Annotated in this window: 32 protein-coding genes, 1 tRNA gene and 1 other RNA gene; 10 read left to right on the forward strand and 24 right to left on the reverse strand. The window is 48.6% G+C overall.

Annotated features, from left to right (window positions below):
- Positions 1 to 6 precede the first annotated feature (6 nt).
- Positions 7 to 666 (forward strand): 30S ribosomal protein S4, encoded by a 660-nt coding sequence (locus K9W43_09510; GenBank protein ID MCF2137455.1) that lies wholly within the window; start codon positions 7 to 9, stop codon positions 664 to 666.
- Positions 663 to 1,058 (forward strand): 30S ribosomal protein S11, encoded by a 396-nt coding sequence (locus K9W43_09515; GenBank protein MCF2137456.1) that lies wholly within the window; start codon positions 663 to 665, stop codon positions 1,056 to 1,058. Before K9W43_09510 ends, K9W43_09515 begins: the two co-directional genes overlap by 4 nt.
- Positions 1,059 to 1,091: 33 nt before the next feature.
- Here the strand turns inward: K9W43_09515 and K9W43_09520 are convergent, their stop codons facing one another.
- A complete protein-coding gene (locus K9W43_09520; GenBank protein MCF2137457.1) occupies positions 1,092 to 2,426 on the reverse strand; it encodes a tRNA(Ile)(2)-agmatinylcytidine synthase in 1,335 nt (444 codons plus the stop codon).
- Positions 2,427 to 2,785: 359 nt separating this feature from the next.
- Between K9W43_09520 and K9W43_09525 the strand changes: the two genes are divergently transcribed.
- Positions 2,786 to 3,322, forward strand: a complete 537-nt coding sequence (locus K9W43_09525) for a DUF367 family protein (GenBank protein MCF2137458.1) — start codon at positions 2,786 to 2,788, stop codon at positions 3,320 to 3,322.
- Positions 3,323 to 3,361: 39 nt separating this feature from the next.
- Here K9W43_09525 and rnpB read toward each other — a convergent pair.
- From rnpB to K9W43_09565, 8 genes are all read right to left on the reverse strand, one after another.
- Positions 3,362 to 3,705: RNase P RNA component (rnpB, locus tag K9W43_09530), an RNA gene on the reverse strand.
- A 69-nt stretch (positions 3,706 to 3,774) separates the two neighbouring features.
- Positions 3,775 to 4,773, reverse strand: coding sequence for an RNA-guided pseudouridylation complex pseudouridine synthase subunit Cbf5 (locus tag K9W43_09535; GenBank protein MCF2137459.1), 999 nt, complete (start codon positions 4,771 to 4,773; stop codon positions 3,775 to 3,777).
- A gap of 33 nt (positions 4,774 to 4,806) precedes the next feature.
- On the reverse strand, positions 4,807 to 5,088 hold the full coding sequence (locus tag K9W43_09540; protein MCF2137460.1) for a 50S ribosomal protein L14e: 282 nt from the start codon (positions 5,086 to 5,088) through the stop codon (positions 4,807 to 4,809).
- A gap of 140 nt (positions 5,089 to 5,228) precedes the next feature.
- On the reverse strand, positions 5,229 to 5,774 hold the full coding sequence (locus K9W43_09545; protein ID MCF2137461.1) for an AAA family ATPase: 546 nt from the start codon (positions 5,772 to 5,774) through the stop codon (positions 5,229 to 5,231).
- 4 nt (positions 5,775 to 5,778) lie between these two features.
- On the reverse strand, positions 5,779 to 6,045 hold the full coding sequence (gene rpl34e / locus K9W43_09550; GenBank protein ID MCF2137462.1) for a 50S ribosomal protein L34e: 267 nt from the start codon (positions 6,043 to 6,045) through the stop codon (positions 5,779 to 5,781).
- A gap of 98 nt (positions 6,046 to 6,143) precedes the next feature.
- Positions 6,144 to 6,695, reverse strand: coding sequence for a TMCO1/EMC3 family protein (locus K9W43_09555; protein MCF2137463.1), 552 nt, complete (start codon positions 6,693 to 6,695; stop codon positions 6,144 to 6,146).
- 6 nt (positions 6,696 to 6,701) lie between these two features.
- Positions 6,702 to 7,289 carry an adenylate kinase gene (locus K9W43_09560; protein MCF2137464.1) on the reverse strand — a complete coding sequence of 196 codons (588 nt, stop codon included), beginning with the start codon at positions 7,287 to 7,289 and terminating at the stop codon, positions 6,702 to 6,704.
- A gap of 83 nt (positions 7,290 to 7,372) precedes the next feature.
- Positions 7,373 to 7,978 (reverse strand): isoprenylcysteine carboxylmethyltransferase family protein, encoded by a 606-nt coding sequence (locus K9W43_09565; GenBank protein MCF2137465.1) that lies wholly within the window; start codon positions 7,976 to 7,978, stop codon positions 7,373 to 7,375.
- Between the two features lie 254 nt (positions 7,979 to 8,232).
- Between K9W43_09565 and K9W43_09570 the strand changes: the two genes are divergently transcribed.
- Both K9W43_09570 and K9W43_09575 read left to right on the forward strand, forming a co-directional pair.
- Entirely contained in the window at positions 8,233 to 9,177 is a 945-nt protein-coding gene (locus K9W43_09570; GenBank protein MCF2137466.1) for a transcription initiation factor IIB, read from the forward strand.
- Between the two features lie 89 nt (positions 9,178 to 9,266).
- Entirely contained in the window at positions 9,267 to 10,022 is a 756-nt protein-coding gene (locus K9W43_09575; protein ID MCF2137467.1) for an AAA family ATPase, read from the forward strand.
- An 8-nt stretch (positions 10,023 to 10,030) separates the two neighbouring features.
- Here the strand turns inward: K9W43_09575 and K9W43_09580 are convergent.
- The 4 genes from K9W43_09580 to selB all read right to left on the reverse strand — a co-directional run bounded on the left by K9W43_09580 (position 10,031) and on the right by selB (position 13,536).
- Positions 10,031 to 10,121: transfer RNA gene (locus tag K9W43_09580), tRNA-Sec, on the reverse strand.
- 37 nt (positions 10,122 to 10,158) lie between these two features.
- Entirely contained in the window at positions 10,159 to 10,809 is a 651-nt protein-coding gene (locus K9W43_09585; GenBank protein MCF2137468.1) for a hypothetical protein, read from the reverse strand.
- 27 nt (positions 10,810 to 10,836) lie between these two features.
- Positions 10,837 to 12,153 (reverse strand): O-phosphoseryl-tRNA(Sec) selenium transferase, encoded by a 1,317-nt coding sequence (spcS, locus tag K9W43_09590; protein MCF2137469.1) that lies wholly within the window; start codon positions 12,151 to 12,153, stop codon positions 10,837 to 10,839.
- Positions 12,154 to 13,536: a selenocysteine-specific translation elongation factor gene (gene selB / locus K9W43_09595; protein MCF2137470.1), complete on the reverse strand. Its 1,383-nt coding sequence runs from the start codon at positions 13,534 to 13,536 to the stop codon at positions 12,154 to 12,156.
- A 93-nt stretch (positions 13,537 to 13,629) separates the two neighbouring features.
- Here selB and K9W43_09600 point away from each other — a divergent pair, with 93 nt between their 5' ends.
- Together K9W43_09600 and K9W43_09605 are read left to right on the forward strand one after the other, a co-directional pair.
- Positions 13,630 to 14,037 carry a hypothetical protein gene (locus K9W43_09600; GenBank protein ID MCF2137471.1) on the forward strand — a complete coding sequence of 136 codons (408 nt, stop codon included), beginning with the start codon at positions 13,630 to 13,632 and terminating at the stop codon, positions 14,035 to 14,037.
- A gap of 82 nt (positions 14,038 to 14,119) precedes the next feature.
- Positions 14,120 to 15,181 carry a 4Fe-4S binding protein gene (locus K9W43_09605; protein ID MCF2137472.1) on the forward strand — a complete coding sequence of 354 codons (1,062 nt, stop codon included), beginning with the start codon at positions 14,120 to 14,122 and terminating at the stop codon, positions 15,179 to 15,181.
- Positions 15,182 to 15,208: 27 nt separating this feature from the next.
- Here K9W43_09605 and K9W43_09610 read toward each other — a convergent pair whose 3' ends face one another.
- The 8 genes from K9W43_09610 to K9W43_09645 form a co-directional block, all read right to left on the reverse strand.
- A complete protein-coding gene (locus K9W43_09610; protein MCF2137473.1) occupies positions 15,209 to 15,556 on the reverse strand; it encodes a LysR family transcriptional regulator in 348 nt (115 codons plus the stop codon).
- Positions 15,557 to 15,595: 39 nt separating this feature from the next.
- Positions 15,596 to 15,817: a hypothetical protein gene (locus K9W43_09615; GenBank protein MCF2137474.1), complete on the reverse strand. Its 222-nt coding sequence runs from the start codon at positions 15,815 to 15,817 to the stop codon at positions 15,596 to 15,598.
- Between the two features lie 56 nt (positions 15,818 to 15,873).
- The gene (locus K9W43_09620) at positions 15,874 to 16,866 is read right to left on the reverse strand and encodes a hypothetical protein (protein ID MCF2137475.1); all 993 of its coding nucleotides are present in this window, start codon (positions 16,864 to 16,866) and stop codon (positions 15,874 to 15,876) included.
- Between the two features lie 350 nt (positions 16,867 to 17,216).
- Positions 17,217 to 17,525, reverse strand: a complete 309-nt coding sequence (locus tag K9W43_09625) for a hypothetical protein (protein MCF2137476.1) — start codon at positions 17,523 to 17,525, stop codon at positions 17,217 to 17,219.
- 21 nt (positions 17,526 to 17,546) lie between these two features.
- On the reverse strand, positions 17,547 to 18,380 hold the full coding sequence (locus K9W43_09630; protein ID MCF2137477.1) for a hypothetical protein: 834 nt from the start codon (positions 18,378 to 18,380) through the stop codon (positions 17,547 to 17,549).
- 65 nt (positions 18,381 to 18,445) lie between these two features.
- Positions 18,446 to 18,766 carry a hypothetical protein gene (locus K9W43_09635; protein MCF2137478.1) on the reverse strand — a complete coding sequence of 107 codons (321 nt, stop codon included), beginning with the start codon at positions 18,764 to 18,766 and terminating at the stop codon, positions 18,446 to 18,448.
- Between the two features lie 84 nt (positions 18,767 to 18,850).
- A complete protein-coding gene (endA, locus tag K9W43_09640; GenBank protein ID MCF2137479.1) occupies positions 18,851 to 19,420 on the reverse strand; it encodes a tRNA-intron lyase in 570 nt (189 codons plus the stop codon).
- A gap of 18 nt (positions 19,421 to 19,438) precedes the next feature.
- Positions 19,439 to 20,101 carry a DUF47 family protein gene (locus K9W43_09645; protein MCF2137480.1) on the reverse strand — a complete coding sequence of 221 codons (663 nt, stop codon included), beginning with the start codon at positions 20,099 to 20,101 and terminating at the stop codon, positions 19,439 to 19,441.
- Between the two features lie 33 nt (positions 20,102 to 20,134).
- On the opposite strand from K9W43_09645, the gene K9W43_09650 reads away from it, so the two are divergent.
- Positions 20,135 to 20,980 carry an undecaprenyl-diphosphate phosphatase gene (locus tag K9W43_09650; GenBank protein MCF2137481.1) on the forward strand — a complete coding sequence of 282 codons (846 nt, stop codon included), beginning with the start codon at positions 20,135 to 20,137 and terminating at the stop codon, positions 20,978 to 20,980.
- Here the strand turns inward: K9W43_09650 and K9W43_09655 are convergent.
- Complete coding sequence (locus K9W43_09655; GenBank protein ID MCF2137482.1) at positions 20,972 to 21,694, reverse strand: hypothetical protein; 723 nt, start codon at positions 21,692 to 21,694, stop codon at positions 20,972 to 20,974. The genes K9W43_09650 and K9W43_09655 overlap by 9 nt on opposite strands.
- A 280-nt stretch (positions 21,695 to 21,974) precedes the next feature.
- On the opposite strand from K9W43_09655, the gene K9W43_09660 reads away from it, so the two are divergent.
- Entirely contained in the window at positions 21,975 to 22,940 is a 966-nt protein-coding gene (locus tag K9W43_09660; protein MCF2137483.1) for an ArsA family ATPase, read from the forward strand.
- A 262-nt stretch (positions 22,941 to 23,202) separates the two neighbouring features.
- Positions 23,203 to 24,051 carry a hypothetical protein gene (locus K9W43_09665; GenBank protein ID MCF2137484.1) on the forward strand — a complete coding sequence of 283 codons (849 nt, stop codon included), beginning with the start codon at positions 23,203 to 23,205 and terminating at the stop codon, positions 24,049 to 24,051.
- A gap of 60 nt (positions 24,052 to 24,111) precedes the next feature.
- Here K9W43_09665 and K9W43_09670 read toward each other — a convergent pair whose 3' ends face one another.
- Together K9W43_09670 and K9W43_09675 are read right to left on the reverse strand one after the other, a co-directional pair.
- Complete coding sequence (locus K9W43_09670; GenBank protein ID MCF2137485.1) at positions 24,112 to 24,255, reverse strand: DNA-directed RNA polymerase subunit P; 144 nt, start codon at positions 24,253 to 24,255, stop codon at positions 24,112 to 24,114.
- A gap of 61 nt (positions 24,256 to 24,316) precedes the next feature.
- Entirely contained in the window at positions 24,317 to 25,897 is a 1,581-nt protein-coding gene (locus K9W43_09675) for a B12-binding domain-containing radical SAM protein (protein MCF2137486.1), read from the reverse strand.
- Positions 25,898 to 25,990 lie beyond the last annotated feature (93 nt).

Raw genomic sequence — 25,990 nt, forward strand, 5'->3', positions numbered from 1 at the left:
TGTCTGATGGGTGATCCGAGGCGACAGAAAAAGAAGTACGTGACACCGAAACGTCCCTTTGATAGTGATAGGTTCGAACAGGAACTTCAGTTGGTTGGAAGTTACGGTCTCAGAAATAAGAGAGAACTGTGGAAACACAGGACAAAACTATCCAGCTATCGTCGGCAGGCCCGCCAGCTCCTAGCACTACCTAAGGACGAGCGATTACAGCGAGAGAAGGAACTCGTCAACAAACTTCTTCGAGAGGGCGTTCTCAGAGGCGAACCCACTCTTGACAGTGTTCTCGACCTCACCTTAGAGGATCTTCTTGAACGCAGGCTTCAGAGTGTCGTCTTTCGAAAAGGCCTCGCCTGTTCCATGTATCATGCGCGTCAACTTGTCACTCATGGTCACATTGCAATTGACCAGGCCCGTGTCACAACACCCAGCAGGATCATCACCGTTGAGGAAGAAGGCCTCATCACATATACACCAAGTTCTCCACTCAACGATCCTCAACACCCCGCACGAATCGCAGCAGCAGACATAGCACGACGCACAGTCTCTTCCTCTTCGGAGGTCATTGAGGCAACCGATGCTATTCCAGAGATCGTAGCAGAAGATGAGGTTGTTCCTCCTGACATTGAGGAGAAGGAGGCCGAAGTCACAGGAGATGAGAGAGTATGAGCGGTGAAGAGAGAAAGTGGGGTGTAGCTCACATCTACGCATCTTACAACGATACGATTGTACACATCACGGATATTACCGGTGCCGAGACCATTGCCCGATACTCGGGCGGAATGATGGTGAAGGCTGATCGTAATGAGTCCTCACCACATGCAGCCATGCAGGCGGCATTTCAAGCAGCCCGTGAGGCAAAGGACAAGGGCATCTACGGTATTCACATTCGTGTCCGTGCACCCGGTGGTCATGGTCCCAAGACACCCGGTCCCGGTGCTCAGGCTGCAATCCGAGCACTAAGCCGTGCAGGTCTCAGGATTGGTATCATTGATGAGGTGACTCCCATTCCTCATGATGGTACTCGCAAGCCCGGTGGCAGACGTGGCAGACGAGTGTAGGTCACTCCCTCACACGTTCATGCCTTGTCTTTTCTATGGCTGATACCATGTAATGTTCGGAGGCCATATTGGCCTCTCATTTATTCTGTCTAGTCTGGAATAGGGCCGCGTGAGATGTCGTTGGGCTCGCGGTGGTGGAAGATAGACTCCTTGCCTGAGATCACGTTCCTCAACAATTGCGATCTTTTTTCTCTCTCGTAGTCTAAATCCACATCTTGGGCACTTGAACCCCTTTTCATGACCTGCGCTCTTCATTCGCTTTCCACATTCCGGGCAGAGTGGATTTACGAGTCTTTGTTTAGTCGCCAGATTGATGACCCTCATGCCCTCCACATTGAGCGTCATTCCGTGCGTTCTTGACGCGGGGCGAACTCCGGCCATGATGTCAACGAGATCCCCCTCTATCAGCTGACTCATTATCTCTCGGAATTGTCTTGTTGGTTCATAGACCGCGCATTCAATCTTCGTATTCGTCTCGTCTTGGATAGAGAAGAAGAGATGTCCTCCCTCTCTCATCCTCCCCGGAGCCGTGACAGTCCCCCTTACTATTGCTGACATGTATGGGCGAAGATCCAAAATCCTGACCCTGTGTTCCAGATGTTGTCCCGTCCCCTGATTGGTCCTGAAGATTGTCCACCTATCAATCCTCTGACGGGTCTTGACCATTGAGGCCGCCTCTATGAGGTCCTCGGGGCGATCCCCACGAATTCCATATAATACTGGATCCGGGCCGTGAGGTTCAATGAGAATCGTGTGTTCGTTCAGATCGACATTGGAGAAGGTCCGATCGCCCATTGCTCTATTCATCTCAAAGACCGACTCGTGATCGACCCCTCGCTCCTCTGTTGTTTCTCTGATGTTGCGATATGTGATGTACTCGTAGGTATGATCGCCCATCAGTCTGTTTCCGATTGCTGCAAGAGCGCCAATGAGACCTCGACCATTACCAGAAGTGTAATGCCAGGCACCAAGTTTCTGAAGGGTCTGTTTAGTGACCTCCAACGAGAGTACCCTCCAGAGTGCAATCTCCGAGAGCCGTACTACCGCGTCTGGTGGCTCGCCAGCAATAAGAACAGCCCCCGGATTCGTATTAGGATAATCTCTCTCAATGTACTCGGGAATCATCTTTGTCACGAGTTCAACTACATCTTCGGCCACTGAGCGATCAGTTCTGAACCGAAGTGCTAGTGCACCGTTCCCCCGTGTGCGATATGGGATGTTTGGGTTCAGTCTGATGAGGTTAGGATAGTCCAGCCATTCAAGTGGCCATTCAGAGAGTCGCTCGATCAGGATACTGGCAAAGTGAGTCGTACAGCCACCCCGTGGACTATCAACATCATCAAGTCCGAGATGGAACTCCTGACTCATTCTCTATGCCTCCTCCTCTCTGACATTCCTTGCAGCGCGACATCTGTCACAAAGGGTCGCCTCCCCTATCTTCATACTGTGATCTTCACAGACAGGACGACCGCATATGTCACACGCTCTACTCGCCAGATACCTCTTACAGATGTAGCATCGTGCCTCTGCGCAGACTAAACAGATGTGGTCCTCAGTATAGCATGAGTCACAGATGTACGCCCCACAGATCTCGCAACGTACAAGGTTCTCACTGGAACGTCCGCATACCTCACAATGGTCTCCTGGGATATAGAGTGTCATACAGGCTCTCTCTCTCGTTGACGGTAATCTTGAAATCTCTTGTGCAATCTATATTCAGGAACACTATGCACGATACTCGGCCAAGGATCATCATATATCATGCGAACCAGTGTGACCCAAAGAAATGTACTGGGCTCCGGCTTGGACGACTCAACCGTGCTACCATCGTCAGAGATCTTCATCGTATTCCCCGAGGGGGGATCGTCCTAAATCCGGTTTCTAAAGTTGCTCTCTCCCCTGCTGAGAGGGGATCCATTGAGCGATATGGCCTTGTTGCGCTCGATTGTTCGTGGAAAACGGCAGAGGTCATCTTTCGGAACTCGAGGTATGGTCATCAACGGGCTCTGCCCTATCTGATCGCTGCAAACCCTACCAACACTTACAAGCCCGTGAAGTTATCGACGGCCGAGGCGATCGCAGCCGCGCTCTATATTGTTGGTCTAAAGGAGATGGCTGAGGACATCATGTCGGTGTTCAAGTGGGGTCCCACCTTTCTCACGCTCAACAAGGAGTGGCTTGAAGCATACTCGGAATGTACGACCAGCACTGAAGTAGTCGCACTTCAATCAGAGATCATCGAGTCCCACGAACGCAAGAGATGATCCTGTACCGGCTCGGTCACTATTAATGAGGTGTGGCCTTGGTGCGAAGAGTAGCCCCAATTCTGTTCCGTCTGCTCTCGTCGCCGTGAGCGGACCTTGCGACATTGAACTACGCCTCCTACCCTACACCTCGGGCCGACTCCTCATCGGTGTACTCTTGGAGTTGCTACCCGGTGATGGGCCGTTTCAACGGTCCCGTACAGGTCCTCAACGGCTTGATTATACCGCATCATTGTCATCTCCTGTACGGACGTGTCGTTTCTGCTCCCAGAGCGAGGCTCTCGCCTCCCTGCTCCCGCAGGACCGGCATCGGCATGTAGTTGGGATCTTCCTCAGCACCTTCCTATTGCTAGTCCGGTACCGTCAGTCGCGCTTTCGCTCCAAGGCCACTGGCTGTAAAACAAGTAGTTTCTGTAATTAATAGCTCGGTGCGGTAATAGGCCCATTGGCTCCTATTCATTATGCCTCTTCCACATAGGTGGGTATCTCCCGCGTTCCATGATGACTCTCTCATTATTGATGACAATGCCTGAGTTCTTGGATACTATCTGATCACTATTCATGACCGCTCGACCCAGTGCCACTGCCTCTCCCTTTAGGGTCTTGATCGCAACGAGGTCTTTTGTCTTGATCCCTGATGAGAGTGATACTACGCCACTGGCAGCAAGGTCGGCCCCGTGACAGATCGCATCCACAGCAGAGTCTCGAATGGCCACCTCTGGAAGATGACGTAATGCAAATTCTACAGGGAGGACATACTTCCGAATATCCGTCTCGTCACCATCTTCTTTCCAGAAATGATATGCATCCTTGAGATCGTACAGGGTACACAGGTGTTCGTCCTCGGTAAACTTTCCCACTCGGGTTCTTCGCAGCTCTCTCATATCAGCTCCTACTCCGAGTGCCTCTCCTATATCAAAACACAGCTTCCGTATGTATGTGCCAGCTTGGCACCCGACTCGAAAGAGAACTCTCTGGCCCTTTATCTGAAGGATGCGGTTGTAGTAGATCTCTCTCACTCGGAGGACTCGCTTGACAGAAGATTTGAGCGGAGGTCTCTGATAGATCTTCCCGGTGAACTCAGACATGACTTCACGGATCCGGTATTCTTCGACAGGATGATGGAGTTGCATGACGCCAACATACTCTTTCCCAGCGGGAAGTAACGCCTGCATCACCTTGGTGGCATTACCAATTCCAATAGGGAGGACTCCTGTGACTCCAGGGTCCAGTGTTCCGGAGTGCCCCGCTTTGTCCACATCAAGTATTTTTCGTACCCATGTGGAGACCTCGTGACTGGTAGGTCCGGCCGGTTTGTCCAGACAGATGACCCCGTTCTTTAGTAGATGCTCAACAGGAATCTCCTTCGGTGAGGAAAACCCATAGGCCGGGTCTGTTGTAACATTTGTCACTTTGATAAGGGTCTCACGCGGTCTATCAGCAGGGAGCATTTCCGGCAATCAGAGACCTCCCCTCATTATGGACTAATGATGCACTTGGACCTTGGTTCTGAAACGCTCAAGCAAGTCTGCGTTCTCAAGTGCCTTGAGCACATCATCATCACTTGCCCCTTCTTTGATGTCAATTTTGAGAGTTAAGGGCTCAAGATGACGTATATTACAGCTTCGCCGTCTGACACCATTGATCTTCTTCGGACCAGTTATCATGACGAACTTACCATTCATCTGCTGGATCACAACACAGTAGCTTCCAGCCTCTCGACCCATTGTCTTTACGCAAACGCGTCCAGTTTCATACAATGTCATTTCCTTTCACCTCAACATGTCCCGGTCAAGCGAGATATCACAAGTCGCCTCAAGACTCTCATCCCGACGGACCATGAGAATGTGCGGTGGTCTTCTGTGAAACCAATAAGAGCCTTCCGCTATTGCCAGTTGACGAGTGATCATGCCTCTTTAGAGGAAAATAGTCTCTGCAGAGCTGTTCTGATTATGCTATAGACCCCTTCGAGGTCAAACTTCTCAGTATTGATCACAAGGTCGTAGATCGAGAGATCTGTGATGTCGATTCCATAATACCGTTTATACCGTTCGCGTTCGATCTCCTCACGGGTCTTGGTCTCATGAAGCGCCTCCTCGTAATCGCGCCCATCTCGACTGGCTATTCGTCTCACGCGAACCTCTAATGGTGCAGTCAGGAGGATCTTGAGGTCTGCATGTTTTCCGGCCATCCACGATGCCAGCTGCCCGTCGATGACCACATTACCTTTTTCGGCCTCTTCTCTTAGTCTATCATCAAGCATCTTGTCGATAAGTGGGTCTTCCTTTGCCAGCTTGCTGAACTCTTCAAGAGTCATACCTCTCTCTTTGGCAAGCCCTCGAAAAATCGCTCCGGCCGAGGTCCGTCTCATGTCAAACTCACTTGCTATCAGATCTGCAACGGAGCTCTTTCCAGTGCCGTGCAGGCCGCCCAGGGTGATCACATGGTTCATTTTCTTATTCTCGGACTGACTTGATTATCCCACGTTTAAGGGCCCGGGCAGTCATATATCCACCGAATGGGCGGTTCGGGCGTTTGGTTGATTTGCTGGCCTTTCGGCTTCGGCCATGTTTGGCACTGCGTGGGACCTGCAGGCGCTTTCCGGTAATGGCACAATGGCCCTTTGTCCTGTAGATCTTACGTCGGTGGATCACAAGTCTTCCACCGGGGGTCTTGACAGCTCGATTTGCTCTTGATCTTGTAAGTTGACCCGGTCTTGGCATAATATTCACCTTGGGCTGTTACTTTGCGGACTCCATTCTCTGTGCTTTTAAGCTCAACGGTCTATCAGCTATTGTTGTCTTTCAAGCGATTCTCTCTTCTATGTCAGTGAAGTGCCCATGACTCTCTGGAGCATCTGGCCTAATCCCAGTCCCACTAACATATAGAATCCAAAGAAGTACATTCCAAAACCACCGGCCACTGGAGTTCCAACCCAGCCGATGAGAAATGGTATCAGCTTTTCAATGTGAAACGGAATGACCGCTACGATGATGGGGGTTCCTCCCGCACCTATGTAAAAGCCATTAAGAAACGAGAAGATGAGCATGAATGGAATGATGAAAAACATGTATGGTTTACACCGTGCAGTCATCATCTCTTTCTGAATACGGTCAATATAGGGTTTGCGACGCTTCACCTTTCGTAGCAGCTTCTCATTCCCTGCCTCGTTTGCCTTCTTTGACAGCTCTTGGTACGCCTTGATCTCCGCCTGATATCTCTTCAGTCGTCGAACATCTGAGAATTTTAGCATGGCGAGGTTGCTGATGAAGGTGATCCCCACCGACACCGCCATGATTAGAATCGCCGACATTGGCGGATCTTTGAAGTATAATGTGAACCAATCGGTAAGAGCCGCAAAGATGTCCTGCATACGAGTCTACTCCATTAATGTATCATACAGTTGGGTCGCGGCCGTTTCAACCTGTCCTTGGCGGTTCTTAATGATTCGTACCGTCGCTCCGGTGAGTGTTGCTGCTGCGACCGCTGCTGCTCTACACATCTGCTGATGGGTATCGATCTCCTCAACAGCCTGTGCATCCCGCTCACGAGTCGCATCATCGCTCCGGCGTCGTGCAATATTTTCAGGATCCGCCTCTACCAGTACGATGGTCTTTGGTTGTATTGCCCTAATGACCCATTCAGGCAGTCCGATGAGAAAACCATTGGGTGTTGCAATCAATGTGTGTGTGTCAACTATCACGCGCGCAGACTCTGCCTGTTTGGCTATGGCCTCACCTGCCAACTGTTGTATCTTGCGCTGTGTGGCTGTTGGTAACTTTCGCATCTCATCACGGTGTTTGACAAGACCCTCCTTTGAGGCAACTTCAAACATTGCCGTTCCAAAGTTGAGCACCTGTACATCTTCGCCATGTTTATCCTTGACCATATCCACGGCTGTGGTGATCACGGTCGTCTTTCCAACACCTGGGATTCCTGTGACTATGACTGCATTCCTTTCACTCATGCCAGACTGCACCTCTACTGTCAAGTTGCTTCGAATTCATGCTGGTTCTTTTATATACTATTCTGTGGCTCGTAGGAACGTCACTATTGTCTTGTTTCCTCTCGTATTCTTCGAAATTTAGGAAGAATGAACCCTGCCCTCCTTCGATATGCTAGGTATGTCTGTCCATATGCTCCAATCAGTTTTCTCTCCTCTAGATATGCTCCAATGAGAGTATATACAGACATTGCCAAGCCGAATAGTGCAATATGCGGCTCCATGTAGAGCGGGATGATCGCAAGCAGCACCAGTATTGTGGCCAGATAGAGTGGATGACGGATGCTTGCATAGATTCCCTCAGTGATGAGCTCGGGTTCTCTCTCTGTTCGCATATCCGCAACTGTACTGATTGAGATGACCTTAGACGCACGTAGTGCAACGATTACACCGAGTCCTCCCATCATGATGGCAATAATGAAAAATGGCCAGTCAATTGTGGACGGATCAATAAGGACTGAAAACCAACGCCTGTAATCAGTTGCGAAAACTGCAATCAAGAAAGCGATAGTACTGCATCCTGTAAATATGTACGAGTATGCTTTTTTCCCCCATCTGTCAATGATCCTGTTCTTTACCCGATGAGCGGCAAGGCCACTGTGTTGCAGTCCAAATATTCCCGTAGTGATCACTATCATCAGGTAGTCTATCATCCTTCACATCATCTCGACTCGAACCTCTCTCACGGCTTAAGTATTCAGGTCATACCACACGGGCGTGGTATCACGACATCTTTATTGACCTTTCATTATTCTATGATGATACAATCTTTCGTAAATGCTTAAATTTATTAGGCGGCGATGAGGCGATTCGCCAGCGTCTCCTATGGAACGTGGTTTTGCCCACTGTTTGTAGGCTTCAGGTGGTAGACCACATCCCGAGGTGACGGAATAAAAGGTGAACAAATATGGCGAAACCAGTCCGGGCTATGGCCGAACGACGACAAGGTACACAAGCATGTTCAATTTGTGGAGGCACTGAATTCTATGAAGACCAGACCCGCGGCGAATACATCTGCGTGTCCTGTGGATGTGTCATTGATGAGAAGATCATGGACACAGGACCTGAGTGGAGAGCATTCACCGCTGAGGAACGAAATGCGAGGGCGAGGACTGGTTCACCACTGACTCTTACTATGGCTGATAAGGGCCTAGCTACTACCTTAGGCTGGAGCGACAGGGATGCCAATGGCCGAGCAATTGCTGCAAGCAATCGTGCTGCTATCTATCGGATGCGTAAATGGCAGATCCGGACACTGGTCCACAGTTCTCAGCACAGGAATCTCAGTATCGCAATGAGCGAACTTGACCGGCTGACCTCTCAACTTGGCGTTCCCAGTGAGACTAAGGAGACCTCTGCTCTCATTTACAGGAAAGCGCTCAGTCGCAGACTGGTCCGGGGGCGAAGCATAGAGGGCATGGTAGCTGCATCCGTCTATCTCTCATGCAGAATCCATAGGATTCCCCGACAGCTTGATGAGATCGTGACTGAGGCCCGCGTCAACCGCAAGGAACTCGGTCAGTGTGTCAGGCTTATCCTTCGTAATGTTCGTATCAATGTTCCAATTCCTTCGGCAAATGATCTCATGCCACGAATCTCTGCGGATCTCGGTCTTGATGGGCAAACAGTTCAGAAGGCCATGGAGATCATTAATGAGGCTCGTGAGCGCGGAATAACTGCTGGAAAAGATCCTGGTGGTCTTGCAGCCGCTGCGCTCTATATTGCTGGTATCATCACTGATGATCGGCGAACTCAGCGAGAGATTGCAGAGGCCTCAAATGTGACAGAGGTCACTGTGCGGAATCGTTACAAGGACCTTGCAACAAGCCTTCAGATCACTATTCGTCCATAGACTTTCCACTAGTGCTATTCTCGGGGCTCTCCGCCCCGGGATGGCCGTAAACTCCTTTTAGACTGTTGTACTTGATTATGTGACATACTTTGATACCTTTCCTACTCACTCTCTGTGGTCTTCCCGCATCAGGAAAGACGACTTTTGCGCACGCACTCCGAGACAGTCTTCTCGAGTCCATGCAAGTGATGGTTGTCAGTACAGATGATCTGCGTGATACCGATTACTATCGCAATTTCCAACCCGAGCGTGAGCGTCATGTGCGTATGGCCTCATTGCAACAGGCTGCATCCCTAGTCAGACAGGGCATCTCTGTCATTTTTGATGACACAAATTACTATACCAGTATGCGCCATGAACTGATGGATATTGCGCGGAGTGCTCACGTGAGGTTTGGCATTGTTCATATTTCCACACCCTTGGAGGTGGCTCTCCTATGGAACCAGCAACGTGTCGGACCTGTGCCTGATATGGTGGTGGAACGAATAGCTCAACGGTTCGACCCCCCGGGAAGGCGTTATTCTTGGGATGTCCCCCTATTAGATATTGATCTGTCGCGTAGGTCTATTGACGACGCTGTTGACCTGACCATTGAGCACTTGGGTGAACTACCTCTGCTAACGGTTGGAAGAGATGATCCTTCGGATGATGATGAGAACCTCTCCCTGTACGATGTGATCACACGACAGGCGGTCACTGCATACTTGGTCGAGCACCCTGAGCGGAGAGGGTCACCCATGGTCTCACGGATTCGACGTAAATCTCTTAGACTGGCAATAGACGGCAAGTTGTCGCGCGATGAGACCGAAGTTTTGCTACGTCAAATGTTAGACGCTGGCGAATAGAATAGTTATGGCGGCTCCCTAAGAGAATCGAACTCTCATCGCTTGCACGATCACGGGTTTGAAGCCCGCGGGACTGGACCACCAATCCTGTAGGGAGCCACGTCTGTTGGTTTGCCTCTTATTCGATAACTTCCACTCAGAGAAAGCGGCTGATGAATGCGATGGTCTCCTTTTTCCATTCAACGGATTTTTTGGCTATCTCCGCAGCCACTCCACCTGGCAGTGCCTCATCTCGTGGCAGTGATTCGATTTTTGACAACCATGCGCTAGTGGTCAATGATACTGGTGAGACCTCTTCGCCCTCAGTAGCCTTGATGATCATTTCACGGCCATGTGCTAACTGCACGTATATGTCACTCAAGGGCGCTTTTCTGAAGATGTCAGCCACAAGCTTGTCCCAGCAAGCTTTCGCAATGAGGGCTCGTGTCAGGCGTTGTCTTCGATCATCGTCGAGCGACTTGAATTTGTTGAAGGCTTTTTGTATCTCGCTCAATGTGTTATCGATATACGTTTTCAAAACAGATTCGTTCTCGCCCCATGCATTAAGAACTAGATTAGGAGGCTCCTCTTCTACTATGACTTGCACCTTTATGTTCGTGTCATCAAGATCGACATGAAATAAGGCGCTGGCCTCAAAAATGCGGCTCTCGGCCTCTGTGTATTCCTTGAGAAGAATTCCTGGCTTTGAGGCAATAATGTACCATGCAATTCTGAAGGCGGCAGATGGATCCACTCTCTCGTAGTCTATAGATCGTGATATCTTGGTTTGATCGTCAGCCTCAGTCACGCAAATACCTTCTTCTCAAGTTTGTTCTTATAACTTCGAAACCACCTTAAAGAGTTTCGTAACTGCCTCTTCCACGTCTCTCTGGCGCGCTCCGATGGCTGCGTTCATTACAATGTAACTGTGAGGATAGTCCTCAATACATGAACCGGGCTCCCCTTTAGCAACCGCTCTTGGGCCTGTCACTCGGCGATTATAGAGCATTGCACCAATCTTGTGGGCATCATGTCCATCAAGGGTGATCGCGCTGGAGACCTCATTTGTAGTCTCAAGTACTCGTTGATCGATTTCTTCTGCAAGCTCTCTTAGACGTGCATCCAGTAGTCTACGATTAGTCATCTGTTCTTCTCGGAGCTGCTGGTATCTCTCCAGTCCCATGGTTGTCAGGGCGGCCAGCAATTGCACAACGGGGGCTGCGGTGGCTCGCCCAGCATAGGTCTCAGCCACCCATTCGATCTCATCACTACTTGGCGAGACTACAATCGAACCCCCCACTGGTGTGAGAAAGTTTTTGTCAGTACTCTGGATGATAAAGTCCACACGGCCTGCATCAATGGCCGATCTTATTGATTTCATGATCTTTTCAGACTGAACCCCATATGCATTATTGATCACCAAGGGCACATCATGATCCGCACAGAGTCGCGCAATCTCTTTAATCGGGTCCGCCTCCCTTGGTGGAAAGAAGGTCGTGGTCGCAAGAACCGCGGTATCCTCCGCGGCCAGAATCTCTCTCTCCAGAGTGCTCATGTCTGTCACAACGGCATCATCGGCAAGTGTTGTCGGAATCGTAGTGACCTCCATTCCTGCTAATGCCAGCCCTCTTAGAGGTGAGGTATGATCTATTCGTGGATAGAGTACTCTGCGAGTCTTTAACTCACGATGAAGTGCACCGAATGTGAGGGCAATGCTCATTCCTGTCGAGAGGGGTAGTACTATTCCACGTTTGACATTCGGAGTCCCAAGTCGGCGAATGGCATCTGTGGCCATCGTATTGCAGACCTGTTGCATCAGGGACGCTCCTGCGGCTTTTGGTTGTGGTGCTGTGACATGCCCACTACGACCAATACCATGATTAAATCCCGCTGCAAGCCGTGCTATAAGTGGCGACGCCACACGTGCCTCTCGTTCGCCGACACGAATCGCCTTTGGATCTTTATCGGTATCAAGGGATGATAGTACTTGGAGCATCCATTCCACTTGAAGTTCGGTCAGTGGTCTGAGTGGGAACTGTCGCCGGTTCAGAATGTCCCTGATTGGATTGATTATCGAGTCAAGAGTGATGAGACCTCGCTCGACCATGTTGTTGGGTATGAGCTCCAGTAATCGCTTTTCTAATTTATCCACCTACATCCTCTCCTCAACAAACCTGTCATAATAGACCATAGTGCCCTCTGCAACTGGGCCTTTGAACGATACCGCCACCACGCCCTTTGTGCCAAAGGCGGCCTGAACAACTCCAAGATCGCCCTGTTCTGTTGATACCTGCACCCCCTTCATCTGTTGAGCCATCTCCTTGTGTGATGCAAGGCCCTCCACAAGCACATCGTTCTCTCGGACTCTAGTGACGACCCCTGTACGTCGCTTCCGGCGATAGACCACAAGTGACTCACTTAGTTCTAATATCTCTCCATGTCCAATAATCCGCATCTCTGTGGGGCCAAGGTCCGTTCTCAGAAGGAGCACCTTGGTTCCAATCTCTGAGGCAATCGGCCTCTGGCAATGGAGTACAAGTTCGTAATCGTCAGCCTCTGTGTGAGGTATGAGAACTCGGTGACCGTTGACCTGTTCAAATGGGTATGCTTCGCATATGACCGCAGACATTCCGATGTGCGCACTTAGTATCATGGCCTTTGTAAGGGGCCGTTTGTACAGCGGATTTCTTTTGATACGAACGATCAGGATTGAGGCCGTGGTCAGCGAGTCCTGTTCGCACAGATAGTCCCCTCTGCTGATCATTTTGGGGTCGATATCGGGAACATTGATTCCGACCCTGTCTCCTGCTTGGGCCTTCTCTCTCTCATTCCCAAATGTCTGGATGCTCCTCACTCGGGCTAATGTCTTGTGAGGCATGAGTTGGACGGTATCGCCGACCTGAACGTGTCCTCGCAATATTGTTCCTGTGGTGACCGTACCATGGCCTCGTACATGAAATGCGTGGTCTATTGGCATGAGAAAAGTTCCATCGATATTGCGTGGTCGTGGGGTCAACACTCGTAAGAGGGCCTCTCGAAGATTATCGATTCCCTCTCTGGTCTTTGCTGAGACTCTGACAACTTCAGTTCTCTTGAAATTTATCTCTCCGATGATCTTCTCAATCTGTGCTTCCACCTTTCTCAATTGGGTCTCATCTACGAGATCGATTTTTGTGATTGCCACGACAACAGTGTCAATCCCCATCGCCTCAAGTACTATGATGTGTTCCCCGGTCTGAACTTTTGGGCCCTCGTCAGCAGCCACCGTCAAGATGGCTGCATCGATGATATTCGCTCCGGCTACAACACTGCGAATTAGATCGGCATGGCCTGGTGCGTCTACCAGTGTCACCAGAAACCCCTCCAGCTGGAACATGGTGAATCCAAGATCTATCGTGATTCCACGTGCTTTCGATTGTGGGTGTTTGTCAAGACCAGCCGTGAACACTCCCTCACTTAGTACGCTGGCTAATGCTGTCTTTCCATGATCTATATGACCCATGAGACCTACATGAACTGGAGTCGGTTCTTTCATTTGTTTCGCCAGTGTCATATTGATGCCACGTTATAACTTTCCCCACATCACAAAATAGAGGGGTTTATTGCCTGCCATGGGCCACACCAAGACATGGTTTCGCGTTCACTTGAGAAGATGATGTTAATTGCTGTTGGGTTGACCACCGTTGTTCTAGTGGGAGTGCCCGTGCTTCTCTACTCGATCAATACTCTGCAAGCCGTGTCTCAGTATGAGCAGGCTCAGATGTTTGCCCACCAATTACATAATGCGACCGCCAAGGTCGATGGCCTTCAAACAGAGTCTATGTCCCTTGAACTGATTCTACCTGAGGGTGTTGAGGTTTCGGCCGCCGGTCAGGTATTGACGGTCTCCTATACTGCGCAGGATAGCACGACCAAGACATGGACTATCTCTTACAATCATACGATAGATCTCACTCCACCTGATTTATGTGCTACCTACATAGTGACGATTAGCCTAAAGAGCGATGTCCTCGAGATAATCTTCACCGCAGTATGAGTCGGCCTCAATCCAGCACAATGTTTTTAATCATGGCTCAGGTCTTCGCGGTTCAATACGCCAGTGGCGAGGATTGATTCTCATGGCTGAAGATGCCGAACGGTCTGAGGTGGATGAAGTCCCAGAGGAAACAAGACCATCTGAGACCAAAGAGACCACAACGCCAGAGCCCAAAAAGGCTGAGAAGAAAAAGAAATCATTGAAGTTGAGAAATCCAGTGGGTTTCATATTCAACATTCGAATGCTGCGGAGGATCGTTCAGATACTGTTCTTCCTAGGCATCAATGGGTACATCTTTGCAGCCTGGTGGGGAAATGATGCTATTACTGCTTTCTGGGAGAGCTTCCGTAATGTACTTCCGACTCTGCCCATTCTTGCACCTCTTGAGGCGCCATTTGGGGTGATCGCGGGTTCCTTTGACACAATGCAACGGGAACTCAGCTCTGGATTCTTCCCATTCTTCACACTGGGTGCAATGATCATCATTTTGACTGTGCTTGGTCGAGTGGCCTGTGGTTGGATCTGTCCTATTGGTACAATTCAGGACTTTGCGACTTTGCCAAAACGTACCAAGATTCGTCCAGCACCTAATACCGAGAAGGAGATGCGTCGAGTTAAAGGTTACATCTTTATCATCGTGTTCTTTCTGATGGCATGGGTTGGAATTACAAGGCTACTAGGAACGTCGGATGACCTTGTTGCGGTCTTGGGTATATTTGCAGATGCAGCCTTTGATCCGTTCAATCCCGCCTACATACTCTTTGTTGTCATTCCTCAGCAGGTCTGGCCTACTGGTGTTGATACACTCTGGTACCTCTCACTCTGGCCCACGACCGTGTGGTTGCAGATTGGCTTTGTGAGCTTTGTGTTCATCGTGTCCATCTGGTTCCCACGTTGGTTCTGCCGCTGGCTCTGTCCTGCCGGATGGTTGTATGGACTCTTCTCCCGTGACGCATTGATAGGTATCGGCCGGAACCCAGCACGATGCACTCCGGACACATGTAATGTCTGTGAGGTCGTCTGCCCCATGAATATTCGAATCCGCGACTTTCCATATGATCACATGTATAGTGCTGATTGCATTCTTTGTCTTGAGTGCAAGAGTCATTGTCCAAACAAAGCAATCGAGTTGCGGTTCTCCTAATACTGCCAATGCAGTTCAAGACCGCCTTCAACCATGTTTGGAGGCGGCTCTCTCGAACTCCTTATTTACTTGAGCAAATAGCTTCATCATTTCTAATCCTTCGGTTGTGACATGGGCTCCGCCTCCGCCAACAGATCCTCCGCGAAATGTTTCCACGATCTTTACTCCGATCTTTCTCTCAATCTTCTTTATGACACCCCACGCATAGCGATACGACATTCCGATTTTTTTAGCGGCTGCGGTGAGGCTCCCAGACTCATGAATCGCACTCAAAAGAGAATAGGCACCAGGACCTAAAACATAGACACCATCTTTTTCTAACCAAATCTTCCACTTGGGTTGTAAGGTCTGAGCAATTGAGATTTTATCATCCAATACGTTCACCTCTTTGATGGTGTCATACCTTCTATGGTCCTAGTGTCCCCAACGCATTCGTTCAGCCTTAGTTTCTTTTTTGAACGCCTTCTTCACTATCTTCCAGTGGTCTGCACAGAGATACGTCTTGCGTGCACGGGCGTCCTTTAGACGAAGGCCTTTTGCAGCAACACTCTCGCCAATTCGCGATGTGGCAAATGATCTCTTGGATGGTTTATCGCATCCAACTATACTGCATATTTTCTTTTCAGACTTTGACACCTTGGCCACTTCACAGAAACAATTTGGTGAAGTGATTTAACTATGACGGCTACATGTCACTCCTGTTGTCCTCTGGGAGTCAATAGTGGGCCATTGCGAAAGTCAAAGAGGCTCTCCTCCTGACCCTGGAACCGTAATCTCATTACACTTGACCTGTCAACCGTCCCGATTGCCACAGCAAAGAGACCATGTTGTCCGGCGGTTTCTGTGATCTCTCTCAGAGATGCGCTGTCAGCAGCAACAAGGAAGCCTAGTGCTATGAACATACGTAGCCAATCCTCGATTTCTATCTCTTGTGGCCGTGTCCGGTCTAGCGCATCTATGTCTATAGTCGCCCCCATCCCGGAATATTCGATCATCATACCTGCTGTGCCTATGACTCCAGCTGTTGAGATGTCCTTGGCCGCCGTGAGCAGGTGTCGTTGGGCCAGATCGTTCATCACGGACAGCCTGCGAACATTATCTTCGGCGCTTCTGTCTGTAACAGTGTCCCAGCCCATTTTGTAGTATTTTCCTCGGTGGCCTTGAACATCAAAGAGTAAGATCAGGATGTCATTCTCTAAGGCGCCACCCGCAGATAGCACATCGCTCTTTTTGACAGTCCCCGTGGCCGAACCTACAATATACGTTGAGCTTGCTGAGGGACTGGTATGCCCCCGTACAACGGGCACATTGAATGCATGTGAACCATCAATGACTCCCTGAAGCAGTTGTTCTCCGATCTTGTCCTCAGAGTAAGATAATGCCACAGCGAAAGAAGTCGGTGTTCCTCCAGCAGCATAGATGTCCATTATATTTGCCAAGACCGCATTAAATCCTGCCGCCCGGGGATGGGCCAGGCAGAACTCTTGCATGACTGAATCGGTGGTGAGCAGAACAAAGTCTCCGGAGTCTGTGCCAATTGTGGCCGAATCTTCTCCAAGAGAATGTGGCATACCTCCTTGATATGAGGACTCGCGTAGACGCCGTATTATCTCGGGTATGACATACTTACGGGTTATCCCCTCAAAGTTCTGAAGAAGATGAATGATCTCTCCAATGCGTGACACTTGAGACCACTCTTTCTGTTATGCGATCCTACGGTGGACCAAGAAAATTAATGGCAAAATCAGCCTGATTGAGAATGATCCCTATACCAAGGAATGAGAGCCCGATCATGAGAAAGATGAGCGCTCGCATTTCAGGTCGCATCTCGTCGAACACTTCATAGTCACCTTACAGGTTAGGTGGTTCGGGTCTCTCTTATAGAGATTGCGCAAGTCTCTCTCGTGGTTGAACTTTGCCTCTTCACGCCACAGATGTATTCATTGGTCTTTTCTGAACTGATTCAATAGTATCACCATCCGAGAACTTGGTCCCAGAGGTTTACTATTGGCTCTGGGGTGATGATGACCTGCATCTATCGCCCCTTGATTCGTATCTTCTTTGCGATTTCCTCCGGAATGTCATCTGGATCCACAAAATCATCGTCATCGACGGGAACACGTGGTCTTGGAGTCGGAGCGGACTTCTTGCATTTGCCATCAGCAGTCATCTTGAGCTCCTTACAGACTCCAAACTGGCACCAGGGGCCATCGCATTCATCATCGACCCATGTGCACCAGATGACTTTCTTTCCGCCCTTACGAATGATCTTTAGGGCCGAGGGCCGTCGATCACAACGGAAGCTCTTGCAGAGCGGAGTACAATCGGACAGTTTTGAAGTCATGACACTTCACCTTGTTGTTGTTCAAGTCTTTTCTGCGAATTTCACTATTTTTTCTAATAATTCGATTCCACCTAAGAGTACGTGAAGACTTCTCTCAGTCTGTGTTCGCTGTGTCTCATACTGAGCCGTAGAAATCTCCCCGATTTTGTGTTTTGCCTCAAGTCGGTTGATCTCGCGTTCAATCACACGCTGTTTTTTCCGCATTGCCTTAAGCCATGTATGTGCCAGCTTGATCTCACGTTTGACCTCTCGTTTGAGAGATTTGATTCTCTCAGATAATTCTCTCTGTTGTTCCCGATAGACTTGGGGGTCAACCGTTGAAGATATTTTTTCCAACTTTGCGAGTTTCGTCTTTTCGGAACGTAAGTTGCTTGCCAGATCTTGGAGTGGAACACTCAACCTGACACGTAATAATTCATTCTTCCGTGCCTTTGTACGTTCAAGAGCAAGCTTTAGTTCCTCGGCGCGTGCGGCGAGTACCTGTTTGTCCGCATGATCCAAAGACAAAGCCTGTCGAGTGGCACGAATCTTGTCGATCAACCTGTCAAGATCACTATTGAGAATGGTCAGTTCGGATTGGGTCAGAAGATAGGTCAGGACCAGATAGTCCATATCTTCCACAGTAACAGGAAGCTTCGGTAGATGCCCTTCATCTATGGGTGCCGCAGTAGTCGTTGCTTCAACTGATGGTGATGCTTCTGGCGGTATAGTTTCCTCCATCTGTTCTTCTTCCACTGGTTCATCTTTGATTACGAGCTCGAGGTCTGGTATCAAGGGGTTTCCACAGGAACTACAATAGCGGTCTAAAGGAACCTCTGCGCCGCAGGTCGGACAAATAACTAGTGGCTTTGTCATAGAACACTCCGCCAAAAAATAATGCAATAAGGCCGACTGGCCTTACTCTCAATAGAACCTCACACTCATGATACTAACGAAGCTAGACGACCGGCTGCCTCATCCAGCTTGGCCTTTGATGTGACTATCGAGTCTGCTCCATACGTTGGAAGCACTTTTAGTTCTTCAACAAGGAGCGCAATAGCCTTTACTGCATCAATCTCCTTCTTGTCTAAGGATCCGTCCGGAAATGTGATTGATGCCTCGATCCATTTTTCTTTTGTTTCATCGGCTGGGTAGAGGCAGTAGATGTAATCATCGTTACTACAAATGAATGAGGGAGTATGCTCCCACGCCTCAGCAAGTACAGCTCCAAAGGCCTTTGCGTTTTCTGCCTTATTTGACATTCATATTCACCATCAAGCTAGATGAGATTACTTGACTTCTATTAGGTTATGCCTTATTTGTTTTGCTGGTAGGACACATTACTCTCAGGGCCGGAACCATACAAATGAGTAATAGACGATTTCTCCATTCTCTTTTACTGTTGCAATGATGAATTTTTTGCGAACTGAAGTGGCAAGTCTTCCTGCACGCACGATATCTAATGGGAGGACCCCCTTTCGTTGTGGGATGACATGCACTAAGAATGGTGCATGATCCAGACCCGGGCCTCGCTCGTAGACTGCAAAATCGGTCCCGAATTTCAGTCCTGGACGAATAATGTACTCTCGTTCTCTGAGATGTTTATACACGAGAAACTTGTCCCAGTACTCGTCAGACCGTTCAAGGCCTATCTTGATCAGGTCTTTAGACGTGAGAAATCGATCTGTGACCGGATCGTGGACCCTGATACGGTCCTGTTCTAACAGATATGTGCACTCCAATAATGACAGTTCCAGTGGCTTGTCAAATATTGGGGACTTTGGTTTTCTAATCCCCACAGGCTGGCCAAAGTACCCCTCAGCATAGAGCCTCATTCCATCTTCTGGATTCCACACAACGGCTCTATCGCCAAGAAATTCTGCCTCTGGGACCTCGTCTGTCTGTTGTTCTGTCAACCACTTTCACCAACACTTCTACGTGTTGAGCGTGAGTGAGAGACCTCTGATCGTATTTGATGCATCCTCTGCAAAGTTACTGCCTTCTTCAAGTGCATTGACAAAATCTCTGACTCGCAAAATTATCTCGATGGGAAGTTTCATCGGATAGAGCAGCGCCCAAATGTCTCTCATTAATACATCAATCGTTTTTTCCACGTTGCAAATCTCATACGTCTTTGCAAGTGCCTTTTCCATGTCGAGAGAGAGGAATCTTATGGCCTTTCGCTGGTGGGTCACGATCTCTAGATATTTCTCTCCAAGTTCTACGATTTTCTCTTTTAATGTGCCTTCCGGCTTCCATGACCCCATAAATGCAGCAAGATGATAGCACGCGATCTCTGACGCATCAATTAATTTGTCATTATAGTGGACTAGTCTCAAGAGGTCCTCTCTTTGAAGAAGCGTGTTCGCTCTGGCTAATTCACTTAGAATCGCCCGCTTTAACTCATTACCTTTTTCCTCAAGATGAGTCACCTTGGATAGGTCATCCTCACCGAGCACCTCTCCATTCTCCATCCATTGTAAGACGGCACTAGAAACCATTTTGGCTGCTGAGAAGGCTGCTCTGAAATGTTCGTCAAGCATCTGCGTGACGTTTGCCAGTTCACTTGTGAGGAATCGCCCATTGTCAAGTACCATATCTGCACATCCTTTGGATGCGTCGTTCCATTGATGACCAGTTTTAAATCTTCGCAGCTGCGAGTTTTCATCAAAGAAGGTGCATTTATGGAACCTTGGCAATTGATTGTAGCATTAATTCAGGGTCTTGTAGAATGGTTACCAATTAGCAGCGAGGGGCAAGCAATCCTCTTTGTTTATAATTTTAGTTCAGTACCTTCATCAGCATTAGTATCGGTGGTCATATGGCTTCATCTTGGTACCGCTCTTGCTGTGATTGTGCGCTATCCTCGCGATTTCTGGCGAATTATAACACTGAAAGATCGCAATCTGTTCAGGCTACTTATGATTGCAACAATTGCTACAGCTGTAGCAGGTATTCCTCTCTATTTCTTCCTGAAGGGCAGTATCACCGCGTTTCATGGTGAGATTATCAATATGTTAGTTGGAGGTATGCTGTTCGCTACAGCTCTTATTCTCTATCTGCCTACACGACACAACCCCGATGAAGTGCTACATACTGAAGAAGTCGATGACAAGAAGGCAGGGTTCACGGGACTTGTGCAGGGGTTCTCTGTGTTACCCGGACTGAGCAGATCTGGAGTGACAATGTCTGCTCTGCTAATGCAACATGTAGACAAAGAAAAGGCGCTCTGGTTTAGTTTCTTAATGAGCGTCCCGGCTGTCATTGCTGCTGTGATGCTTGATGTCTTGACTGGTGAGGTAGTGACGATTACTATCCCATTGGGTGAACTCATAATTATGGAGGCAATAGTCTTTGTTGTGGGTCTTGCGTCAATGGAGGCATTGCTACGATTGGCGCGAAAGATAGAATTCTGGAAACTTTGCGTAGTGTTAGGTACTGTTGCTATTGTATTTGGCATACCCGCCTTACTCTGATAGCTCCTCATGCTTTTGAAACATGATGGCGATAGGTGCATTAGCCTTTCGCCATTCAGCTAATTTTCCCTCGTAGTTCAGCGGTACTGGATGACGGCCATGATTTCCGACTACTACAAAGAGGGTTCCTATACGTGATTGACGGTACAACACTTTGATCCAGTTGTCTGCTCTCTTGACGATCTTTGAGAGTAGCTTCTCTGGTGGTGTCTGGTGCCCATATTGAGCATATAGGCTCTCGAAGTCAAGAAAATGGACGAACATAAGTTCGCTCTTGAATACATGTCTTGTTGCTTCTATATAGGATGTCATGTCATCTCGTGTTGGAATCGTATAGCCAGGGTCGAATCCGAAGGTGTCCATGTCATCACCACGACAGATGACCCTGACGAATTTGCCGTATTGTTGTACATAGTCGATTAAATGGAATGCTGGTCCTCGAAGTAATGACCGAATCAGAGGGACCGCATAAGGATCGGGTGTGTCTAAGAGGGCTAACACTTCAAGTTTCTTGATGATGAACTCTGGCTTGTATACGACCGCCTCAAAAAGCCCGAAATTATCAATTGATATTATGACCACGGCTCGTGGATTGAATCGTTCAATTAGATCCGCATTTGGTGCTGGTAATCTATCAGGAATCTCGATGTCCATCATACCTAGGATTGATGATGGGAATTCGTGTGCAGAAACCGATATCTGTGGAAATGACATCTGATACATCCTGCTCGTAGTCAGAGCCCGTTGCACAAATGAATTCTTTCACACTTAAAGGTCTTAATACTGTGTTATTAATGCAACCTGCATATCGGCTCTGTGTGAAAAGTCAGTGAAATAGTGATCATGAGAAGTATGAACACCATTTTGCGATCGAATCCAAAACGTTTCGGGATCCATTCTGACTTGAACGATCTATGTCTGTGGACTTTTCACACAGCTCCCTGCATATCGAAGCATTAAAAGAGCAATAGCGTGGAGTCTCGATGTGTTTACGATGAACCTTCGAGATATCATTTACGATAAGGATATCAAATTTATCCTCTCTGGCGGTAAGGGTGGTGTTGGTAAGACAAGCTGCGCCGGAGCCATTGCTGTTCTCTCAGCCGAATACGGGCTGCGCACACTTGTGATCTCTACAGATCCGGCTCACAGCCTCAGTGATAGCATTGATCAGAACCTCTCTGGTGGCGATGTTATCAAGGTCGAAGGCATCGATAATCTATGGGGGATGGAGATTAACACCGAAAAAGGGATGCGTGAGTTCCAAGAGAACCTTGGCCAGATGCAAGGACCTGAGGTCGAGATGGCATCACAATTAATGGGTGGAATGGATAGTATGCCCCCCCCCGGCTCAGATGAGGCCATGGCCTTTGGAAAGATGCTGGAGTTCATAGGCGACCCCAATTATGATCGGGTGGTCTTCGATACTGCACCTACTGGGCATACTCTCAAACTGCTTGAGCTACCCGACCTATTGGACAGCTGGCTGGGTAAGATGTTGACTCTTAGGCAGCGTATCAGTTCTATGATGTCTGGTTTCAAGGCATTCCTTGGTGGTGCTGCTCCTGAGGAGGATGACTCGTGGAAGATGTTGCAACAGACCAAAGAGAAGATCCGTGCTGCAAGCGTCATGCTGGCCGATGAAAAGCTGACGCAGTTTGTTGTTGTCATGATCCCCGAGGCGATGGCAGTCTTTGAGACCCAGCGTCTTCTCTCCAGTCTGAATAAATGGAGCATCCCCGTGAGCAATATCATCGTCAATCAGCTTGTTCCAGAGAACCCATCGTGTCCCTTCTGTACAAGTCGGCGACGTATGCAACAGTCCAACCTTGTCGATATCAGGGAGTTGTATCATGACCTCCATGTCACAGAGGTACCGCTCTTTGACCATGAGATCCGAGGAATAGATGAACTTAGAAGGCTCGGGCACATACTAATCAACGAGGAGACCACACAATGAGATACGCGGTTCGAAAAAAGATCCTATCCTTTCTCTTCCTGTTACTGTTCATTGCATCTCTTGTTGCAGCAGCCTACCTTGTATTCAAAGGTTAATCCATGCTTGTGAGACGTAAACGAAGAGTCGTCCCCACCGTTGTGTGCGGTGGTGTGATTCAACTATCCCCTTGACTCTCTTAACGGTAGAGAATGAACCTCTTTCGATTATATGCCGAATTCCTTTATATCTTGGACTTGTTATTGGAACTTAGGGGACGCGAGTTTTGAATATAGATGCCAATAAAATGTGGTTCCTTTTCATCCTTGGTGCAGGTCTGCTTATAGGACTGATTCCAATCCTCATCATACTATTTGGTGGGATCGATTGGTTCTATCTGACACAACTCCAGTTCTGGCCGCTCTTGGTCATATATGTGATAATCGGCTACTTCCTGTTTTGGTTTGGGCTGACTTTACTGTCTGCTGCTCCATGGATCGATGACAAAAAAGTCGCCAGCGTTAGTACCTACATCATTTCCATTTTCAAGGCTATTATTTTAATAATGCTTCTCTATGGTCTGTTCAGAGGACTTGTTCCTGATGATGTGTTTGTGATTGGGACAACATACGTGATATTATTAATAATTAGTGGGACTGCTAATCTGGCAATCCCGCGAAGGCGAGAGAAAATGATTCGTGATCAAAGTAAAACGGCTCGCAAAAAAGTGTTAAAATTAATAAACCAGGCAGATAACAATCTCAAGAAAAAGGACTTCAAGAATTTCTATATGGATCTCACTCGCGCACTAGAGCAGACATTCAGGAACATAGATGCGAGCCGGTATAGGTTTTCTTTTACAACTCAGTTGCTTATGTGGCGAACTTGGTTTGATGACACGCTCGCTAACAATCTCGAAACGGCAAAACGATTCTTCTCTGCAAAGAAGCTAGGCATCAATAAACAAAAGCTCAAGCGTTTGTGGAACTCGACAGATGATCTACGTAAAGCTCGGAATATCGCCGCTCATAAAGATAAACTCGGTAAACTTCGAACTTCACCTGAATCAATATTTGATGATGTACGCCTACTGATCACATCTATTGAGAATTGGCGTTCAAAAAATATTAGGTGATACGAGTCTTTGCTGTCTAAACTCATCATATGTCTAGGTCTTGTATGATGATGATTATTATTATACACCCTTGACTCTCTTGACGACAGGGGGTCGGATCTTGTAGAGGATTCTCCCACCACAATGAGGGCACTTGACACCAGGGAGCTGCTTTAGATCCTCTTTTTGAACTTCAGCGTGACAGAAGTGACAGATATACGTCATTTGACCACCGAACATTATCCTCAAAAGTTTGCCATATGAAGCTTTGCCTATCGCTGCATTCTCAGTGAACGACTCTCCCCAGAAGCAGGCCTGCACTCAGGACCTTGGTGATCTTGACCGTCAACAGCGTGCCCGCAGAATAGCCACCCGGTACTGTCATGATCGGCCCTTCACTTAATGGGTACACCATAGTATATCCTCTATGGGTCAGAGAGGGTTCGGCGGCAATCCCCTTGATGGTTGTATTCAGATACCGATCTTTCTTTCCGCGATTGATCTTCTCGGCTGCATCTCGTAATCGTTTTCCTAACGGATCATTGAACGAGGCAGGTGGGAAGTCTGCAAACGCGGAGCCCGGGAGTGGTTGGAACCCGTAGAGTATTATTCTCTCTGCACCCGCCTTACTGAGTTTCATCATTAGTCTGATCGATTCCTCAACGGTTTCGGAGGTCTCCCCGGGCAGTCCATATATCAGATATACAAATGGGCTCATGTTGAATTTGTGAGCCACTCGCACGGCATTGAGCACATCAGTGGGGGTTCCGCTCTTACCTATCTTTTCTATATGCTCTGAGGAGCCTGATTCGAGACCTATGTTTGGAGAGGTATCGTGAGCATATTGTGTGATGGCCTGTGCAACCTCTTCCGTAAAGAGGCAGGCCTTCATATTCTCTATCGCGAGATGGGCAGTTCCCTCCTCGAATTGTGGCAAGGCAGTGATGTCTGCAAGTAGTTCCTTGATCGCATCGATATTTGCTGTAGGACTACATGGATCTGTGAGTGGATACGGTCCTCTCTCATAATCAAGAAAGTCGGGTGCCTCCAAGACGATCCTGTGCACCTCTAGGTCCAGAAGGTCTCGTACCTCCTCAACTATTGTGCTCTGTTTTCGTGAACGAGGTGCTCCCCATGTTGCTGGGACGCTGCAGAAGCCACAACCCGGTGGAATGTCCTCTGGGCAATAGATCCGCGCCTTATAGTCTGGTGAGTCACAGTTTCCGCAGTCGGTGCATGCCCTTCCATCCGGCAGTGGAATTGTGGGTCTTCGAAAATTCGAGCAACCGCGAATGACTTCCACGTACACTCTACTTGCCTGATATGCCGGATAGTCCATCACTCGTTGGATGGAGGGTCTGAAGCGATCCATCTCTTCAGGTGTTAGCAGAGGGCGTGGCTCGGTAATGGTCGGGGTCTTATCGGCCATATACCCAACCCCTCTGATATCTGCAAGGTCACATTCTCCCTCGAAGAATCCCTTGTCCAGCAGTTCTGACAGGGTGGCCTCCCCTTCCCCAATCACGATCGCATCAGACCTGAGATCGGTTAGGACTGACTTACCTCCTGAGGCAATAGGCCCACCGAGAAGAACGCGCCCTCTATGATGTCTTCTCCAAGAACGGATGACCTTGGATATTGCTGGTCGGTCCATGCTCATTGCACTTATTGCCACATGTTCGAATTCACGAAGGCGTGCCTTTCCATGGAGGATATCTTCCACTCTCTTGATCCTGCACTGATATCCTCTCTCCTCCAAGATACCAGCTATTGATCTGGGACCACAACCAATGGCATCACGTGATGTGATTCGTTTACCACTTCCTGCACTCAATGCATCAACGATCAATATCCGGTGGTCTGTCATTACTGTTCATGTCTACAATAGCATGCTTCAGTTTAACTTATATGCTCGACTGGGGCAAAGTAAGTAGCATTAAAGTAACAATCAACAGGAGAA

It is taken from the genome of Candidatus Thorarchaeota archaeon (genome assembly GCA_021498125.1).
Lineage (GTDB): Archaea > Asgardarchaeota > Thorarchaeia > Thorarchaeales > Thorarchaeaceae > B65-G9.

Bases quoted from the DNA above. Each gene is read 5' to 3' on its own strand.
- K9W43_09660 (MCF2137483.1), top strand. From the start codon at position 21,975: ATGAACCTTCGAGATATCATTTACGATAAGGATATCAAATTTATCCTC.
- K9W43_09555 (MCF2137463.1), bottom strand. From the start codon at position 6,695: ATGCAGGACATCTTTGCGGCTCTTACCGATTGGTTCACATTATACTTC.
- K9W43_09655 (MCF2137482.1), bottom strand. From the start codon at position 21,694: ATGTCATTTCCACAGATATCGGTTTCTGCACACGAATTCCCATCATCA.
- K9W43_09625 (MCF2137476.1), bottom strand. From the start codon at position 17,525: ATGACTTCAAAACTGTCCGATTGTACTCCGCTCTGCAAGAGCTTCCGT.
- K9W43_09570 (MCF2137466.1), top strand. From the start codon at position 8,233: ATGGCGAAACCAGTCCGGGCTATGGCCGAACGACGACAAGGTACACAA.
- K9W43_09520 (MCF2137457.1), bottom strand. From the start codon at position 2,426: ATGAGTCAGGAGTTCCATCTCGGACTTGATGATGTTGATAGTCCACGG.
- K9W43_09510 (MCF2137455.1), top strand. From the start codon at position 7: ATGGGTGATCCGAGGCGACAGAAAAAGAAGTACGTGACACCGAAACGT.
- K9W43_09630 (MCF2137477.1), bottom strand. From the start codon at position 18,380: ATGACAAAGCCACTAGTTATTTGTCCGACCTGCGGCGCAGAGGTTCCT.
- K9W43_09540 (MCF2137460.1), bottom strand. From the start codon at position 5,088: ATGACATTGTATGAAACTGGACGCGTTTGCGTAAAGACAATGGGTCGA.
- K9W43_09650 (MCF2137481.1), top strand. From the start codon at position 20,135: ATGACCAGTTTTAAATCTTCGCAGCTGCGAGTTTTCATCAAAGAAGGT.
- K9W43_09645 (MCF2137480.1), bottom strand. From the start codon at position 20,101: ATGGTACTTGACAATGGGCGATTCCTCACAAGTGAACTGGCAAACGTC.
- K9W43_09535 (MCF2137459.1), bottom strand. From the start codon at position 4,773: ATGCTCCCTGCTGATAGACCGCGTGAGACCCTTATCAAAGTGACAAAT.
- K9W43_09515 (MCF2137456.1), top strand. From the start codon at position 663: ATGAGCGGTGAAGAGAGAAAGTGGGGTGTAGCTCACATCTACGCATCT.
- K9W43_09675 (MCF2137486.1), bottom strand. From the start codon at position 25,897: ATGACAGACCACCGGATATTGATCGTTGATGCATTGAGTGCAGGAAGT.
- K9W43_09545 (MCF2137461.1), bottom strand. From the start codon at position 5,774: ATGAACCATGTGATCACCCTGGGCGGCCTGCACGGCACTGGAAAGAGC.
- rpl34e (MCF2137462.1), bottom strand. From the start codon at position 6,045: ATGCCAAGACCGGGTCAACTTACAAGATCAAGAGCAAATCGAGCTGTC.
- K9W43_09560 (MCF2137464.1), bottom strand. From the start codon at position 7,289: ATGAGTGAAAGGAATGCAGTCATAGTCACAGGAATCCCAGGTGTTGGA.
- selB (MCF2137470.1), bottom strand. From the start codon at position 13,536: ATGAAAGAACCGACTCCAGTTCATGTAGGTCTCATGGGTCATATAGAT.
- K9W43_09600 (MCF2137471.1), top strand. From the start codon at position 13,630: ATGGTTTCGCGTTCACTTGAGAAGATGATGTTAATTGCTGTTGGGTTG.
- K9W43_09525 (MCF2137458.1), top strand. From the start codon at position 2,786: ATGCACGATACTCGGCCAAGGATCATCATATATCATGCGAACCAGTGT.
- K9W43_09605 (MCF2137472.1), top strand. From the start codon at position 14,120: ATGGCTGAAGATGCCGAACGGTCTGAGGTGGATGAAGTCCCAGAGGAA.
- K9W43_09635 (MCF2137478.1), bottom strand. From the start codon at position 18,766: ATGTCAAATAAGGCAGAAAACGCAAAGGCCTTTGGAGCTGTACTTGCT.
- K9W43_09670 (MCF2137485.1), bottom strand. From the start codon at position 24,255: ATGACGTATATCTGTCACTTCTGTCACGCTGAAGTTCAAAAAGAGGAT.
- K9W43_09565 (MCF2137465.1), bottom strand. From the start codon at position 7,978: ATGATAGACTACCTGATGATAGTGATCACTACGGGAATATTTGGACTG.